Origin of the sequence: Mesorhizobium sp. B2-4-18 (genome assembly GCF_006441385.1) — a bacterium.
GTDB lineage: Bacteria > Pseudomonadota > Alphaproteobacteria > Rhizobiales > Rhizobiaceae > Mesorhizobium > Mesorhizobium australicum.
This window is the reverse complement of sequence record NZ_VFUW01000001.1, coordinates 281,149-295,573: the sequence shown is the minus strand read 5'-3', so window position 1 is coordinate 295,573 and position 14,425 is coordinate 281,149. Positions and strand designations below refer to the sequence as shown.

General features: G+C 63.5%; 13 protein-coding genes. 6 read left to right on the top strand and 7 right to left on the bottom strand.

Features of this window, described 5'->3' with window-relative positions:
* Positions 1 to 105: 105 nt before the first annotated feature.
* The 3 genes from FJ527_RS01350 to FJ527_RS01340 are packed head-to-tail and all read right to left on the bottom strand — an operon-like array spanning position 106 to position 3,112.
* Positions 106 to 1,596 carry a hypothetical protein gene (locus FJ527_RS01350; protein WP_140821316.1) on the bottom strand — a complete coding sequence of 497 codons (1,491 nt, stop codon included), beginning with the start codon at positions 1,594 to 1,596 and terminating at the stop codon, positions 106 to 108.
* The gene (locus FJ527_RS01345) at positions 1,593 to 2,051 is read right to left on the bottom strand and encodes a GtrA family protein (protein WP_015319256.1); all 459 of its coding nucleotides are present in this window, start codon (positions 2,049 to 2,051) and stop codon (positions 1,593 to 1,595) included. Before FJ527_RS01345 ends, FJ527_RS01350 begins: the two co-directional genes overlap by 4 nt.
* Before the next feature lie 32 nt (positions 2,052 to 2,083).
* A complete protein-coding gene (locus FJ527_RS01340) occupies positions 2,084 to 3,112 on the bottom strand; it encodes a glycosyltransferase family 2 protein (RefSeq protein ID WP_210241244.1) in 1,029 nt (342 codons plus the stop codon).
* Positions 3,113 to 3,454: 342 nt separating this feature from the next.
* Here FJ527_RS01340 and FJ527_RS01335 point away from each other — a divergent pair, with 342 nt between their 5' ends.
* Positions 3,455 to 3,718, top strand: coding sequence for a DUF6460 domain-containing protein (locus FJ527_RS01335; RefSeq protein WP_140614732.1), 264 nt, complete (start codon positions 3,455 to 3,457; stop codon positions 3,716 to 3,718).
* A gap of 3 nt (positions 3,719 to 3,721) precedes the next feature.
* Here the strand turns inward: FJ527_RS01335 and FJ527_RS01330 are convergent, their stop codons facing one another.
* Positions 3,722 to 4,624 (bottom strand): histone deacetylase, encoded by a 903-nt coding sequence (locus FJ527_RS01330; protein WP_140821314.1) that lies wholly within the window; start codon positions 4,622 to 4,624, stop codon positions 3,722 to 3,724.
* Between the two features lie 132 nt (positions 4,625 to 4,756).
* On the opposite strand from FJ527_RS01330, the gene FJ527_RS01325 reads away from it, so the two are divergent.
* Entirely contained in the window at positions 4,757 to 6,097 is a 1,341-nt protein-coding gene (locus tag FJ527_RS01325) for an MATE family efflux transporter (protein ID WP_140821312.1), read from the top strand.
* Here the strand turns inward: FJ527_RS01325 and FJ527_RS01320 are convergent.
* The gene (locus FJ527_RS01320; RefSeq protein ID WP_140821310.1) at positions 6,090 to 7,169 is read right to left on the bottom strand and encodes a quinone-dependent dihydroorotate dehydrogenase; all 1,080 of its coding nucleotides are present in this window, start codon (positions 7,167 to 7,169) and stop codon (positions 6,090 to 6,092) included. The genes FJ527_RS01325 and FJ527_RS01320 overlap by 8 nt on opposite strands.
* Complete coding sequence (locus FJ527_RS01315) at positions 7,166 to 7,516, bottom strand: DUF952 domain-containing protein (protein ID WP_140614728.1); 351 nt, start codon at positions 7,514 to 7,516, stop codon at positions 7,166 to 7,168. Before FJ527_RS01315 ends, FJ527_RS01320 begins: the two co-directional genes overlap by 4 nt.
* A 107-nt stretch (positions 7,517 to 7,623) precedes the next feature.
* On the opposite strand from FJ527_RS01315, the gene FJ527_RS01310 reads away from it, so the two are divergent.
* Together FJ527_RS01310 and FJ527_RS01305 are read left to right on the top strand one after the other, a co-directional pair.
* Positions 7,624 to 8,058 (top strand): hypothetical protein, encoded by a 435-nt coding sequence (locus tag FJ527_RS01310; protein ID WP_015319249.1) that lies wholly within the window; start codon positions 7,624 to 7,626, stop codon positions 8,056 to 8,058.
* Positions 8,059 to 8,180: 122 nt separating this feature from the next.
* The gene (locus tag FJ527_RS01305; protein WP_015319247.1) at positions 8,181 to 8,840 is read left to right on the top strand and encodes a response regulator transcription factor; all 660 of its coding nucleotides are present in this window, start codon (positions 8,181 to 8,183) and stop codon (positions 8,838 to 8,840) included.
* Between the two features lie 132 nt (positions 8,841 to 8,972).
* Here FJ527_RS01305 and FJ527_RS01300 read toward each other — a convergent pair whose 3' ends face one another.
* Positions 8,973 to 12,482: a PAS domain-containing hybrid sensor histidine kinase/response regulator gene (locus FJ527_RS01300; protein WP_140821308.1), complete on the bottom strand. Its 3,510-nt coding sequence runs from the start codon at positions 12,480 to 12,482 to the stop codon at positions 8,973 to 8,975.
* Between the two features lie 241 nt (positions 12,483 to 12,723).
* Between FJ527_RS01300 and mscL the strand changes: the two genes are divergently transcribed.
* Both mscL and FJ527_RS01290 read left to right on the top strand, forming a co-directional pair.
* Positions 12,724 to 13,146 carry a large conductance mechanosensitive channel protein MscL gene (gene mscL, locus FJ527_RS01295; RefSeq protein ID WP_015319245.1) on the top strand — a complete coding sequence of 141 codons (423 nt, stop codon included), beginning with the start codon at positions 12,724 to 12,726 and terminating at the stop codon, positions 13,144 to 13,146.
* A gap of 109 nt (positions 13,147 to 13,255) precedes the next feature.
* Positions 13,256 to 14,422, top strand: a complete 1,167-nt coding sequence (locus FJ527_RS01290; protein ID WP_140821306.1) for a pyridoxal phosphate-dependent aminotransferase — start codon at positions 13,256 to 13,258, stop codon at positions 14,420 to 14,422.
* The last annotated feature ends 3 nt before the right edge of the window (positions 14,423 to 14,425 follow it).

Sequence of the window (14,425 nt, the reverse complement as noted above, 5' to 3'; positions counted from 1 at the left end):
TTCACAGGCTCTCCTCTGCGAAACGATTTTGCTGCACTGCAACATGAGTGTCAAGCCGGAACGCCATGCTTTGGACGCCGGCGCAGCCGGTTTGGAAGCGGCCGATTAGGTTGCCGGCAGGTAGATCACGGCATAGTCATCGGCATAGGCCCGCTTCCAGCCCAACTCGGCGAAGAAGGGGATGCGGGTATCCGCGGCTGTAAGCAGTGCCCAGCCGATGGCGTATTTCTTCAACTGCGCCTCGAGCAGTGGTTTTCCGCCCGTCTGCCCCGTCGCCTCATCCGCTTTCGTGAACCCGCCCAGGAACAGTTGGTCCGTCCTGCCGTCGACATAGGTCTTGATGTCGTGGAAAATCAGTGTGCCGCCGAAATTGTAGGAATTCAGCACATTGCCTGCGAGGTGGTGATCCCTGGCGAACGCAAGGGCGCCGCTGGCTGATGTCTTCGGGCTCGGCGCGACCTGGTAGGCGTTGTTGAGCGCAAGCATCGCAACGACCAGCGACACCGCCGTCGCGCCGCGGAGCAGATGGAACCGGCTGGCGAAGAATTTTTCCAGTCCGTCGCGCTCTTCTTTCAGCCAGGCGCCTGCGGACAGGGCGGGATATTGGCGCGCGACCTCGATCGCGACCACCAGGGGAACAAGCAGGAAGAACAGATAGACGAACCGCAGATGCGAAAGGTAGACGTGCGAGGTGAAGACGATGAACAACGCCTTCGCCCAGCCGATCCGTAGCCTCGATGTCAGAAGCCCGAAAAAGGCCAGCAGTATCGCGGCTTCCTGGAGGACCTGTTCCTGGGCATTGAACGGCCGCCACTCCAGGATCAGCGGCACCGCCTCATTGCCATAGGCGACGGTGAGCGTGGCCAGGATGGCCTGCACGCCATAAGGGTGTATCAGGCTGACCAACGGACAGAGCAGGCCAAACGCCACCCACTTCGCCAAAAGTGCGGGTTTCGACAGGCCGGTGCGCGCCAGCAGATCGAGGCCGGCGAAGGCGGCGATGATGAAGCTCAGAGTGAACGTGGCATGCAGGTTCGCCCACAATACGACCAGACCGAGCAGCCAGAGCGGCGGGGCCTTCTCGTCCTGCGCGGCACGAAACAGCATCGTCGTCCAGACGACGATAATCGGTAAGGTGAAGACGTGCGGGCGCGCCGTATAGATCGGGCTGATCAGGAAGGCCGCGACGAATGCCAGCGCTACGGCCAGGACCGGTTTCAGGTGCGCGCTGAGGAACCATCCCGACAGGAAGACCGCGAGACAGATCGTGCCGATGATCAGCGTGACGACGCCGTTCCAGCCACCCGCGCTGTAGGCAAGGGCCAGCAGAACCTGCCCCAGCCATTCCTTGGCAATCCACGGTTGGCCGGCGAAGGTGTAGGAATAGGTGTCGACGGTCGGAAGCGTTCCGTTTGCCAGGAAATCCAGCCCCACTTTGACATGCCACCAGCTGTCGGGGTCCTGCAGGGTTGCGCTGGCAAAGGTTGCCAGAACCGTCGCCATGACACCCGCGCCGATCAGGCAGAATATCAGCCTGGCGCGCTGTGCGTCCTCGAGCGGCGAGAACACTGGAACGATTGCCTCGACCTTGTTCATGTCGCCGCTCCAGGGGACTTCATGTCGATCGCGACCAAGACAGCGTCTTTTGCCGCGCCGACGAAGACGAAACGGACCGAGCCGAGATAGAAGAGGACCGAGTAGAGGCAGTTTCCCGCCAGGTGGACAAACGGATTTTCGACGACGCCGGCGGACATGGCGGCGACCACTATCGTCAGGTTTGCGGTATAAGCCACAACGAAGGCAAGCGCATACCGCACGGCCGTGCCGGAGCGAAAACCACCCGCACGGCCGAAGGTCCAGCGGCGGTTGAGGAAGAAGCCAAGGACAAGGCCGCCGGCATAGCCGGTCATGTTGGCGGCGATGTCGCCAAGGCCCAGCTTCAGCCCAGCCAGGATAAGACAATAGCCCAGTGCTGTGTTGAGCAGCCCGACCGCGCCAAACCGCAGCATCCGCGAAAAGCCGGCCGGAACAGTCGACCATATCCTGCCCATGGCGTTCCCGTTACCCACGGTCGACCCTTACCTCAACGACGCGCCGCCCGTTTCACTATTTCCTGGAGGCGGTGGACCGGCAGGTCCTGGTCCTCGGCCGCCGCCTGGCTTCGTGAAACGATCTCGTTGACGAAGTAAAGCGGTCGCCGCTTCGTCTCCATGTACATGCGGCCGAGATACTCGCCGAAAATGCCCAGCACCAGAAGCTGGACGCTGCCCAGGATAAGCATGATCGCGGCAAGGCTCGTCCAGCCCGGCAGAACATTGCCGATAGACCATTCGAACAGCGTATAGCCAAGCACGACCAGGCCGAGCAGGCCGAACATCATGCCCAGCAGCGAAGCGAAGCGCAAAGGCACGATCGAAAAGCTGGTCATAGCGTCGACCGCCAGAAGAACCATCTTCTTCAGCGGGTAGTGCGTTGCGCCGGCAAAGCGCCGCTGCCGTTCATAGGGAAAGGCGACCTGCCTCAACCCGATCCAGCTCACCATGCCGCGAATGAACCTGTAGCGTTCGGGCATCGCGATCAGATGGTCCAGCGCGCGCCGGCTCATCAGCCGGAAATCTCCGGAGTCCGGCGCGATCTCGACATCGACCATCCGGCCGAGCAGGCGGTAGAACATCGAGGCGGAGGCCAGCTTGAACCAGCTTTCGCCCTCCCGTTTTACCCTTTGGCCGTAGACCACGTCGAAGCCTTCATCCATCTTCGCCATCATCGCGCCAAGCAGTTCGGGCGGATCCTGAAGGTCGGCGTCGAGAATGAGGATGCGTTGGCCGCGGCAGAATTCCAGCCCGGCGCTCAAGGCGATCTGATGGCCGTAGTTGCGGGCAAGGTCGATGGCGACCACATGGTTGTCTTTTTCGGCCAGTTCGAAAACGGCCTCACGGGTTCCGTCGGTCGCTCCATCGATGACGAGCACGACCTCGTAGGAGAGGCCTTGCTCGAGGCATGCCGCGCTGACGCGTCGATGAAGCTCCGCCACGCCGTCGCGCTCATTGTAGCAAGGCACGACGACCGACAACATGGGTGCGCGGTGCGCGCCGATTTTTCCCGTTCCCACCAAAGCCTGGCTCCCGCTTTGGAATGGCAATAGCGGCAATTGGTTAGAAAACAGAAAACAGGTAAGCCGGGGTCGCGCGGCCGCCACGCTTTTGGCGGCGCCGATGGCACGTGTCACGAACGAACCGGCAGTTCCATGCGGATGCGGGCACCGCGCCATAAGCCCGCCAGAATCCGGCTTTCACCAGCTGTAGCAGGGCAGAGCGGCCTCCCGATGGCGCCCAACATCTGCCGCGGCTTATCAATTCCCCCGCACCGGCCCCTGGCGGCTTGATGGATGGCCGCCAAGCACGTATCTCTGCGCCGTGCCCATGAATCGGGGCATCTCAATCGGGAGACGGCCTTGTCCGCACTGACGCGCTTTCTCGGCGACTCGCCGCTCAGGATTGTTCTGAAGCTGCTGGTGGTATCCTTTCTCGTCGGCCTGGTCATGAACGCTTTCGGTTGGTCGCCGATGGACGTGTTCTACGGCATCCAGAAGTTCTTCATTGATCTATGGAATCTCGGCTTCCACGCCATCGACCGTTTCCTCGGCTACATCCTGCTCGGTGCCGCGATCGTCGTGCCAGCCTTCATCCTGCTCAGGATCGCCAACTACCGGAAGTGACCTTCAGGCATAGTCCGATGCGACCTCGAACAGGATGGCGTGGCGCGCGGCAAGTGCCGGCACATCGGTGGAATAGCCGCCGCCGATGACACCGCAGACGGGAATGCCGAGCGCCCGGAAATGGCCGATGACCATCTTGTCGCGGGCGCGCAGGCCTTTGTCGGAAAGCGACAGCCTGCCGAGCCGGTCCTCGGCATGGACGTCGACGCCGGCATTGTAGAAGACGATGTCCCAACGCGCCTGGGCCGACAGCTCCAGCAGGATGGTATCGAGCCTTTCGACATAGGCGGCGTCGCCCGTGCCGTCGGGCAGGGCGACGTCGAGGTCGGAGGCGATCTTGCGCGCGGGGTAGTTGCGCTCGCCATGCATGGAGAAGGTAAAGGCGCGCGGCTCGTCGCCCAGAATATCCGCCGTGCCGTCGCCCTGGTGCACGTCGAGATCGACCACCAGGATATTGTGTGCCGCGCCCTCCTCAAGCAGCACCAGCGAGGCGACGGCGACGTCGTTGAAAGTGCAGAAGCCGGCGCCTTGCGCGCGCCGCGCATGATGGCTGCCGCCGGCGGTATTGCAGGCAATGCCGTGACGCAAGGCCAGCCGCGCCGCCGCCACCGTGCCACCGGTGGCAAGCTGCGCGCGCAACGAGACGCGCGGGCCGACCGGAAAGCCGATCTCTCGCTCGATTTTTTCAGGGACCGAACAACCGACGACCTGCTCGACATAATCTGCCGCATGGGCGAGCTTAAGCCACGACGCAGGCGCGGGTTCGGCTGTGTTGAGCGCCCCGGCTCCGGCCAGGCCGCGTGCTCGCAGGGCCTCCATCAGCAGCGGATATTTGCTCATCGGAAAGCGATGGCTGGTCGCGAAGCCGGCGTCGTAGTCGGGATGGTGGACGATCTGCAGGGGCATGAACTGGGTCGGACGGTTTCGCGCCAGAGCGGGATTTCGGTTGGCCGCCGCGGAAGGGCGATTGCGCGGTGGCCGGAAAATGGGGCACATCGGTTCCCCGATCAAGCCGCAAATCAGCAAGGCAGCAATCCTTTGGACAAGGGCGCCATCCCAGCCGACACCAAAGTATTTTCCGTCACCAACCGGTCGGTGCTTGCCATCGCCGTGCCGATGACGCTCGCCTATCTCACGACGCCGCTGCTCGGCCTCGTCGACACGGCTGTTGTCGGCCAGTTCGGTGACGCCGCCTTGCTTGGCGGCCTGGCCGCCGGCGCGCTGGCTTTCGACGTCGTCTTCACCACCTTCAATTTTCTGCGTTCGGGCACCACCGGTCTCGTCGCCCAGGCCTTCGGGCGTGGCGACGCGCTGGAGGAACAAGCGGTGTTCTGGCGTGCCGTGCTGATCGCGGTCGTTGCCGGCGTCGTGCTGGCAGCGCTTTCACCACTCATCGCCGTTGGCGGCCAGTGGTTCATGGGCGCCGGGCCACGCGTCAGCGACGCGATGGGTGTCTATATAAGGATCAGGCTGCTTGCCGCCCCGTTCTCGCTGATCAACTACGCCATCCTCGGCTACGTGCTGGGGCGCGGCGAGGGCGGGCTCGGCTTGATCCTCCAACTGGTGCTGAACGGCACCAATATCGCGCTGTGCTTCCTGCTCGGCCTTGAGCTCGGCTGGGGTGTTTCCGGCGTCGCCTGGGCAACCGTCACCGGCGAATTCCTCGCCATGCTGCTTGGTCTCGCGATCGTGGTTCGCCGGTTCCGATCCACCCCGCCCTTGCCTCGGCAGCGCCTGCTCGATATGGGCGCCTTCCTGCGCATGCTGTCGCTCAACCGCGACATCATGATCCGCTCGTTCTCGCTGCTCGCCGCCTTCGCACTGTTCACCCGCCAGGGCGCGCAGTTCGGCACGGTGACGCTGGCCGCCAATGCGGTGCTGATGAACTTCTTTCTCGTCGCCGGCTATTTCCTCGACGGTTTCGCCACCGCCGCCGAACAACTCGCCGGCCGCGCCGTCGGCGCGCGCTCCGAACAGCCTTTCCGGCAGGCGGTGCGGCTGACCCTGTTCTGGGGCCTTGGTCTGGCCGGTGCCGCGACGCTGGTGCTGCTCATGGCCGGCACCAACCTGATTGCCGTCGTAACGACGTCGCAGCAGGTCCGCGCCGCGGCCGACACATACCTGCCTTGGGCCGCGTTCACCGCGCTGAGCGGCGTGCTCGCCTTCCAGATGGATGGTGTCTTCATCGGCGCCACCTGGTCGCGCGACATGCGCAACATGATGCTCTTGTCATTCCTCGCCTTTGCCGCCGCGCTGATCACGCTGGCGCCCACCTTCGGCAATCACGGCCTGTGGGCGGCGCTGCACGTCTTTCTGCTGGTGCGGGGATTGAGCCTGCTGACAATTCTGCGGCTGCGGATGCAAACCGCGTTCAGCTGAGCGGCTTCGACACCCATCGGTCGAGATGGCTGTCGCGCAACTCGCGCATCGACTTGAGTTTTTCCGTTTCGGCAAAACGTGCCATCCCGGCGACGATCCGGCCCGGCAGCGCCGGTCCGCCATAGATCATGCCGGTGTAGAGCTGGACGAGATCGGCGCCGGCGCGGATCTTTTCCAGAGCCGTCTCCATTGAGTTGACACCGCCGACACCGATGATGGCCATTTCGGGCCCGAGCAGCTTGCGCATCCTGGCCAGCACGATGGTCGAGCGCTCGAATAGCGGCTTTCCCGAAAGCCCGCCTGTCTCCCGCGCGGCATCGTTGCTGCGTAGCGCCGGGCGGGAAATGGTTGTGTTGGAAACGATGATGCCGTCGATCTGCTTTTCGATGACCTCGGCGGCGATATCCTCCAGTTCGGCCTCCACCAGATCAGGCGCGATCTTGAGGAAGATCGGCGGCTGCGCGGACGCTGCAGTGCGCGCGGCCCTGACTCGGGACAATAATTCGCCGAGCTGCTCGCGCGCCTGCATGGTGCGCAGGCCTGGTGTATTGGGCGAGGAAATGTTGACGGTGAGATAGCTGGCATAAGGAGCAAAGCGGGAAACGCCGCTCTCATAGTCGCCGACGCGGTCGGTGCTGTCCTTGTTGGCACCAATGTTGACGCCGACGATGCCGCCGCGCCCCAAGCGCGCCACAAGCCTTTTTTCGGCGGCCGCATGGCCCTCATTGTTGAAGCCCAGCCGGTTGATGACAGCTTCATCCGATGTCAGCCGGAAGATGCGCGGCTTCGGGTTGCCGGCCTGCGGCAGCGGCGTCACCGTGCCGACTTCGGCAAAGCCAAAGCCGAGGCCAAGCAGCGCGTCGGGTACTTCGGCGTTCTTGTCGTAGCCAGCCGCCATGCCAAGTGGGTTCGGGAAATTGAGACCGCAAAGGCTGACCTTCAGCCTCGTATCGCGTACCGTCCGCGCACCGCCCGGCAGGCCGCAGCGCAGTGCCGCGATCGACAAGCCATGCGCGGTTTCCGGATCGAAGGTGAACAGCAGTTTCTGGCCGATCCGGTCGAGCACGCTCATTGCCCCTCCAGGGCCGGGAACTGGTGGGTACCGTCGGCCCCAAGCGGCAGCGGCTTGACCCAGAGCACCGCTTTCAGGTCGAGCACGCCGTAGAGGTGCGGAAACAGCGCGCCGCCGCGCGAGATTTCGTATTTCAGCGCATCACCCAGAACGGCCTCGTCGACGGCGACCAGCAGAAGGTCGGTCTGGCCCTGGAAATGCTTTGCCGCGGTTTCCCTGGCCTGCGCCGCCGTCGAAAAATGGATGAAGCCGTCGGCGGTGTCGATCGGCGCTCCGGCGAAGCGGCCTTTGGCTTCGGCCTCGCGCCAAGGCGCTTGCGGAGTTATCTTGTAGATAATCTGTGACATGGTTGCGCTATAATCCGAACCAGTCGCGCGGGGAAGGCCACGCCAAGGGTCTTCCCCATTTCCGGCGCAAACATGCGATATTTGAGGCCTTGGCCATGGAGGACAACATGCGTCTGCAGCACATTTTGATCCCCGCCGCGCTCGTTTCGCTGGTCGCGGCTTCAGCTTATTCGGAAGAAACGGACCGCTACCGGCTGGAAAAGTCGGCCACCGGCTATATCCGCATGGATACGCAGACCGGCGCGATGTCGATCTGCGAGGAGCGTTCGGGCCAGCTCGTCTGCAAGATGGCGGCCGACGAACGCGCCGCCTACCAGGACGAGGTCGATCGCTTGCAGGCCTCGATGAAGGCGATGGACGAGCGCGTCACCAAGCTGGAGAATTCGCTCTCCGCCCGTCTCGAATCGAAACTGCCGAGCGAGGAGGATTTCAACACGACGATGAGCTACATGGAGCGCTTCCTGAAGAGCTTCATGGGCATCGTCAAGGATATGGACAAGGACAGCGGCGACGGCGCCCGGCCCAACTCGCAGAAGACCTGAGCGCCATAGACGAGGGAAAACGCGGCGCGCTGGCTTTGCCGCTTGAAAACAGTGCGCAGCCCCTCATAATCGTCCAACTGATCCCGCAAAAAGCAGTAAATCGGGGATTCGGGGAGGGACATTTGCCGTCAGGCTATTCTTTCGTGATCGCCGACGATCATCCGCTGTTTCGCGGCGCGCTGCGCGAGGCGCTTGCCGGCATCGGCAATGTCGCCGCCATCCATGAGGCCGGTGATTTCGAAAGCGCCAAGGCGCTGGTCGTGGCCAATGAAGATGTCGATCTGGTGCTGCTCGACCTGTCGATGCCCGGCGCCAGCGGCCTCTCCGGCCTGATCTCGTTGCGCGGTATCCATCCTGCGGTGCCGCTGGTCGTGGTGTCGGCGCATGACGACCCGGCGACCATACGGCGTGCGCTCGATCTCGGCGCCTCCGGTTTCATCTCCAAGTCGGCCAGCATGGAGGAAATCCGCGGCGCCGTGCAGTCGGTGCTTGCCGGCGATATCGCGGCACCTGTCGGCGTCGATCTCGGCGTCGAACGCGATCCCGAAATATCGGACCTGATCAAACGATTGCAGACGTTGACCCCGCAGCAGACCCGCGTGCTCGGCATGCTGGCCGAGGGCCTGCTCAACAAGCAGATCGCTTATGAACTCGGCGTCTCCGAGGCGACGATCAAGGCGCATGTCTCGGCCATATTGCAAAAGCTCGGCGTCGACAGTCGCACCCAGGCGGTGATCCTGCTGTCCAAGATAGGCAGCGACCCGCTGCAGCCGGCGGGCTGAGTGCCGGCTGCTGGCTCAGTCGGAACTTTTAACTTCGGCTCGCCGCATCGACCTGTTCCGATGCGCTCGCCGACATGTTCTGCGCCTATCTCGAAACCCTGGAGCACCAGGCCTGATTCAGGCGCTTCGACGTCACTCCGCCGCCCGCACCATCGGCCTGAACCTGGCCATCATCGAACGCAGCACCGCCGGCTTCAACGGCTTGTTGATCATCGGGATGTCGAGGCCTGCCGCGGCTGCTCGTACCTCGTTGGAACGGTCGGCCGTGACCAGCACGGCCGGCAGGTCGTCGCCGTGGGTGGCTCGCAGCCTGATAATGATATCGAGACCGGTTTCGCGGTCGAGATGGTAGTCGGCAAGCACGATGTCCGGACGGTCGATCGCGGCCCTCTCCAGATCCTCCGAGCCGGTCACCGTGGCGACATTGCAGCCCCAGCCCTCGAGCAGCAGCCGCATGCCCTCGAGGATACGGATGTCATTGTCGATGCACAGCACATGCAGGCCGGAGAGCGAAGCCGCCGCGCGGGCCGGCGCCCTGGTCTCGACCTCGCGTCGCGGCACCTGCGCGGCCGCCACGGGCAGGATGACGGAAAAGCGCGTGCCCTTGCCCGGGTTGGAGAAGATACGGATCTCAAGCCGCAACACCCTGGCGATGCGGTCGACGATGGACAGGCCAAGACCAAGACCTTCTGCTTCGCGTGCGCCTTCGTCCAGTCGGGTAAACTCATGGAAGACGGTGTTCAGCTTGTCACCGGCGATGCCAATGCCGGTGTCGATGATCTGGATTTCCGCCAGTTCGCCGCGCCGCCGCACGCCGACCAGGATGCGGCCCTGGCGGGTGTACTTGATGGCATTGGAAACTAGGTTCTGGATCAGGCGGCGCAAAAGGTTGCGGTCCGTCATCACGGTCAGTGAGGACGCAATGATGGTCAGCTCGAGCTTCTTTGCTGCGGCCATCGGTCGAAAATCATTGCCGATCTGGCTGAGCAGGCCGTCGAGGTTGAAGGCGGTATCGTCCGGCTTCATGGCGCCGGCATCGAGGCGCGAAATGTCGAGCACGGCGCCGAGAATGGTCTCGACCGATTCCAGCGAGGATTCGATGTTGATGGCCGCCTTGCCGGCCGGACCCTTGCCGGCCTTCTCGATCAGCGAGGAGCAATAGAGCCGGGCGGCGTTCAAGGGCTGCAGGATGTCGTGACCGGCGGCGGCAAGGAAGCGCGTCTTGCCGAGATTGGCCTCCTCGGCGAGCATCTGGGCCTGCGCCAGTTCCTCGTTGACCCGGGTCAATTCCTCGTTGACCCCAGTCAGTTCGATGGTGCGGGTCTTGACGCGCTGCTCCAGTGATTCATTGGCGCTTTTCAGCGCGAGATCCTGTTCGACGCGGCCGGAAATGTCGGCATAGGTGGCGACGATGCCGCCGTCAGGCATCGGGTTGGAGCGCAGTTCGAGGATGCGGCCGCTGGTCTTCAGCTCCATCTGCCAGGGGCTGACGAAGCTGGTCAGCCGGTTGAGCATCGTCACGCGCTGGTCGGCGGGAATGTCGCCGCGTTCGGCCAGATGGCGAAGGATCTGGTCGAGCGAAACGCCGACCTGGCCCATCTCGTCGGGCAGGTCGAACAGCGCCCGGTATTGGCGGTTCCAGCAGATCAGCCGGAAATCGCGGTCGAAGACGGTAATGCCTTGCTCCATCTGGTCCAGCGCGATCTGCAGCAGGTCGCGGTTGTGCTGCAGCGCTTCCGTGGCGTCGTCGAGCAGGCGGAAGGCGTCGCGGGATTCGCGGTCGTGGCGCCGGAACAGCAGCGACAGGATCAACCGTGCCGAGGAGGAGCCGACGGCGCTGGCCAAAAGCTGCTCGGAAAAGCGGATGACGTCCATGCTGGCCTGCTCGTTGCCATGCAGCGAGGTACCATTGCTCTTCTCGAAGGATTGAAACGACCGCTCGGTTCGTTCGACGCCGAGATAGCGTGCGATCGTATCCTTGAGGTCGTTGACGGTGATGGCGGTGCGGAAGCGGCGCAGGCTCGGCATCGGTCCGGCTTCGCGCGGCACGAAGATCGATGCCTGGATGCGCTCCAGCGGTACCGACGCGCGCGACAGTGACCCGAAGACGAAAAACAGCGCGTTGATCGAAAGGCTCCACAGCACGCCGTGGTTCAGCGGCTCGGCGACGGTGCCGAACAGTGCCTGCGGCCGCAGTGCCTCGAAGCCGAACAGTCCGTGGACGATGATGCCTGTATCGGGCGCGACGAGCGACGGGACCAGCAGCGTATAGCCCCAGACCAGGATGCCGGCGACCATGCCGAGTGCCGCACCCCGGCCATTGGCGCCGCGCCAGATCAGCCCACCAACCAGGGCAGGGGCGAACTGCGCGATCGCGGCGAAGGACATCAGGCCGATCGAGGACAGCCGGGCGCTGTTGGTGCTCTCGCGATAATAGAGAAAGGCGATGAACAAAAGGATGAAGATCGACGCCCGCCGCACATTGAGGATGAGCGTCGACCAATCCTCGTTCTCCGAGGTGGTCGTCCGCAACAGCCGGCGCACGAACAGCGGGATGATCAGGTCGTTGGAGATCATGATCGACAGCGCCACGCTCTCCACGATGACCATGGCGGTTGCCGCCGACAAGCCGCCGATGAAGGCGGCCATGGCCAGGAAATCGTGGCCGCTGAACAGCGGCAGCGACAGCACGTAAAGGTCGCTGCTCGTCCTCGCGCCGACCAGCGTCAGGCCGGCAAAGGCGATCGGCAGCACGAACAGGTTGATCGCCACGAGATACAGCGGGAACACCCAAGTCGCGGTGCGCAGTTCGGCCTCGCTGCGGTTCTCGACGATGGTGACGTAGAACTGCCGCGGCAAAAGGATGATGGCAAAGCCGCTCAGGCACGTCAGCACCAGCCAGGTGGCCAGCGATGTCGAATAGCCCATTGCCTGCCGCACCTGGCCATTCTCGGCCAGCCGGTCGAACATGTCGCCGGGGCCGCCGAAGATCAGGAAGGTGACCATCAGGCCGATGGCCAGGAAGGCGGCGAGCTTGACCACGGTCTCCACCGCCACCGCCAGCACCAGCCCATCCTGGTGTTCGGTGGCATCGGCGTGGCGCGTGCCGAACAGGACCGCGAACAGCGCAAGCAGCATGGCGACGACCAGCGAGATGTCGCTGACGAACGGATCGAAGGACGGCGGCGAGCCCGTATAATGCTCGACCATCAGGCTGACCGAGCCGGAGATCGCCTTCAATTGCAGCGCGATATAGGGCACGGCGCCGATCGTGGCGATCAGCGTGGCGATGGCTGCCACGGTGAAGCTCTTGCCGTAGCGGGCGCCGAGGAAGTCGGCGACCGAAGTGATCTTCTCGGTCTTGGCCAGCCGCACGATGCGGTTGAGCAAGGGAAAGCCGAACACGAACACCAGCACCGGGCCGGTATAGATGCCGAGGAACTCGAGGCCGCGTTCGGAGGAAAGGCCGACCGAGCCGAAGAAGGTCCAGGACGTGCAGTAAATGGCAAGGCTGAGCGCATAGATGAAAGGTCGCGCCCTGCTGGGCCCTGACAAGGCCGAGCGGCGGTCGCCCAGGCTGGCGATGGCGAACAGCAGCGTCACATAGGCGATCGCGATGATGACGATGAACAAGCCCTGCACGCCGGCAAGATCCTCCCTGTGCCGATTTTCACCTGGCCGGGTCAGACGCAATCACAGCTTGGGCGTCAAGTCCATCACGGCTTTGGGCACCTGATTTCAAAGAGGTAACGCAGGGTAAGGCGAAACCGGTTGTTTTCTCCTTTTTGCCCATGTTGCAACTTGAGGTTTTTGTTATGGTGTCGCCGGGGCGGTGCTTCCGGGATGGGACGGCTGCGCGGCCCGCCATGATAAGGAGGGTCGAATGCTGAAAGAATTCCAGGAATTCATTTCCAAGGGCAATGTGATGGACTTGGCCGTCGGCGTCATCATCGGCGCTGCCTTCGGCAAGATCGTCGATTCCCTGGTCAACGACATCATCATGCCGATTGTCGGAGCGATCTTCGGCGGCTTGGACTTCAACAACTACTTCTTTGGGCTTTCCTCGGCCGTCAACGCCACCTCGCTGGCGGAAGCCAAAAAGCAAGGTGCTGTTTTTGCCTATGGCAGCTTCATCACCGTGGTGCTGAATTTCATCATCCTAGCCTTCATCATCTTCCTCATGGTCAAGGCCGTGAACAACATGCGCAGGCGCCTGGAAAGGGAAAAGCCGGCTCCAGCGGCCGCGCCACCGCCGGCCGATGTGCAGCTTTTGACCGAAATCCGCGATCTGCTGGCCAGGCGATAGACGGATAGGGTTCTTCTGGACCAAAACCCCGGTCGTTCGCGGCCGGGGTTTTCTGTTTTCGCATCTGGTAAACAGCACCTGCGAACGCCCCGAGACAATGGACCTGCCCATGACCTTGATCCAGACCCTGCGCCCCGAGGCCCTGGCCGCGCCCGAAAGCGGTATCGTCGCCGTCGTCAACTATGGTAGATTGCGCGAAGGCCTGATCCCGCTTTGGGCCGGCGAGGGCGACCTGCCGACGCCGTCCTTCATCACCGATGCGGCGTCGAAGGCGCTGGCCGGCGGCGAGACGTTCTACACTTGGCAGAGGGGCATTCCCGATCTCAGGCAGGCGCTGGCACGCTACTACGAAAGGCACTTCGCCAAGACCTTCGCCGAGGAGCAATTCATCGTCACCGGCTCCGGCATGCATGCCATCCAGTTGGCGCTCGATGCGCTTGCGGGAGCCGGCGACGAGGTGATCTACCTGTCGCCCGCCTGGCCGAATTTCGACGCCGCCGCCGCCATCGCGGGTGCCGTTCCGGTGCCGGTCACACTCGACCATTCCGGAAATGGCTGGTCATGCGACGTCGAGAAAATAGCGGCGGCGGTCACACCGCGCACGAAGGCGTTGTTCATCAACACGCCGTCCAATCCGACCGGCTGGACCGCCGATCACGAGACCTTGCGGGCGATCCTCGATCTCGCCCGCGCCAAAGGCCTGTGGATCATCGCCGACGAGATCTATTCGCTGTTCCACTATGGGCACGGCCGCGCGCCGTCCTTCCTCGACATCGCGGAGGCGGAAGACCGCATCCTGTTCGTCAACAGTTTCTCCAAGAACTGGGCGATGACCGGCTGGCGCGTCGGCTGGATCAAGACGCATCCAGGCCTGCAGCAGGTGTTCGAGAACCTGATCCAGTATTCGAACTCGGGCGTCGCCCAGTTCATGCAGCGCGGCGCGGTCGCGGCGCTCGACGAGGGCGATGCCTTCGTCGCCGAACAGGTGGAGCGGGCGAGGCAAGCGCGCGACCTGGTCTGCGGCATTCTGGGCGAAACCGGCAAGGCGCGCTTCACCGTCCCGCAGGGCGCCTTCTACCTGTTCTTCACCGTCGACGGCGTCACGGACTCGCGGGCAGCCGCTTTCGAAATCGTCGACAAGGCCAATGTCGGCCTGGCGCCCGGCACCGCCTTCGGGCCCGGTGGCGAAGCGTTCCTGCGGCTGTGCTTCCACCGCCGCCTCGACCAGCTCGAGGATGCGGCAAACCGGCTGGCAAGGTGGATGAAGACTGTCTGAACT

Excerpts from the sequence above, each read along its gene's own strand:
- mscL (WP_015319245.1), top strand. The coding sequence starts at position 12,724 with ATGCTGAAAGAATTCCAGGAATTCATTTCCAAGGGCAATGTGATGGAC.
- FJ527_RS01345 (WP_015319256.1), bottom strand. The coding sequence starts at position 2,051 with ATGGGCAGGATATGGTCGACTGTTCCGGCCGGCTTTTCGCGGATGCTG.
- FJ527_RS01310 (WP_015319249.1), top strand. The coding sequence starts at position 7,624 with ATGCGTCTGCAGCACATTTTGATCCCCGCCGCGCTCGTTTCGCTGGTC.
- FJ527_RS01330 (WP_140821314.1), bottom strand. The coding sequence starts at position 4,624 with ATGCCCCTGCAGATCGTCCACCATCCCGACTACGACGCCGGCTTCGCG.
- FJ527_RS01350 (WP_140821316.1), bottom strand. The coding sequence starts at position 1,596 with ATGAACAAGGTCGAGGCAATCGTTCCAGTGTTCTCGCCGCTCGAGGAC.
- FJ527_RS01290 (WP_140821306.1), top strand. The coding sequence starts at position 13,256 with ATGACCTTGATCCAGACCCTGCGCCCCGAGGCCCTGGCCGCGCCCGAA.
- FJ527_RS01315 (WP_140614728.1), bottom strand. The coding sequence starts at position 7,516 with ATGTCACAGATTATCTACAAGATAACTCCGCAAGCGCCTTGGCGCGAG.
- FJ527_RS01320 (WP_140821310.1), bottom strand. The coding sequence starts at position 7,169 with ATGAGCGTGCTCGACCGGATCGGCCAGAAACTGCTGTTCACCTTCGAT.